Origin of the sequence: Meridianimarinicoccus zhengii (assembly GCF_003254465.1) — a bacterium.
Classification (GTDB): Bacteria; Pseudomonadota; Alphaproteobacteria; order Rhodobacterales; family Rhodobacteraceae; genus Meridianimarinicoccus; species Meridianimarinicoccus zhengii.
In genome coordinates this window covers 1-948 of the sequence record NZ_QDFI01000186.1, presented here as the reverse complement: position 1 = coordinate 948, position 948 = coordinate 1, and the positions used below count along the sequence as shown (strand labels likewise).

The window sequence follows — 948 nt, the reverse complement described above, 5'->3', positions numbered from 1 at the left end:
CTCCGTTTTCGATCTTGAATCAGAAATGAGACCAAACGGGAATCCCTTGATTGCAGACACGGCCTAGGTCAAGGGGGGCGGACCTGTCAATCTTTTTTCTGTACCGGAATCAATGCGTTCCGGACCACTCAAGGAAACTGCTCTGTCAGATGGCTTGCAGGTGTGGCTTCCTTGGCCACTGGCTTGCCACAAACTGGCTCGGGCGGCTTCCGATGTGGATTCCTTTTGGCCAGCCCGGCAATCGCGTATGTCGCTGATATCGAGTCGCAATTCCGGCTCGATCTGCCGAACTGGATTCCAGGTGGATTCCCCGGTGAAAAGGCCAGACGCTGGCAAACTTGCGCGCTAAGCCCCCCCGTATACGGATCGCGCCCGGGAGGAACCATGGGAGGGGGCTTCACGTCCCTCTCCGTGATACCGCCTGACCCGGTGCTTTGTGAGCCCAGCGCCACATCACGTCAGTGCGCGCAGTTTTTGCAGAATGGCGTGTCTGGCAGCAAATCCAGCCGCGCTGATGATATCGGCTCGCCGCAGGCCTCACAGGTCCCGTAAGTGCCTGCACGGATCCTCTCGAGCGCTGCGTCGATCCGCCGGACCTCGGCCAGATCGGCTTGCCCCTGCGCCTCAAGCACCTCATCGCCCTGCCGTTCGGACGCGCGATCCTCCCAGTCAGCGGAAGGCGTTTCCTCCAGGGTGTGCTCAACTGTTTCCATATGCCGGGTCAACTCGGCCCGCCGCTCGCGCAGAGCCGATTCGCGCAGTGCGATGTCCATGTGGTCTCCTCCTGTGGATCAGCGCAAGAGTAAGCATCCTAAGAAAAGAGCACACTGATTTGGGTCAAGCGGTCGTGGGGCGAGTGACGGGCGGGAGTGGTGTCGGTCGTGCCCGATAGCGTCCGTCAAGCTGGTGTAATTTCCCTGATGGCCTGAGGGCATGATCAGGCGGCTT

At 60.2% G+C, this 948-nt stretch carries 1 protein-coding gene; it reads right to left on the bottom strand.

The features are described 5' to 3' along the window. Positions 1 to 458: 458 nt before the first annotated feature. Complete coding sequence (locus DDE13_RS22510) at positions 459 to 773, bottom strand: TraR/DksA family transcriptional regulator (protein WP_111406405.1); 315 nt, start codon at positions 771 to 773, stop codon at positions 459 to 461. Positions 774 to 948 lie beyond the last annotated feature (175 nt).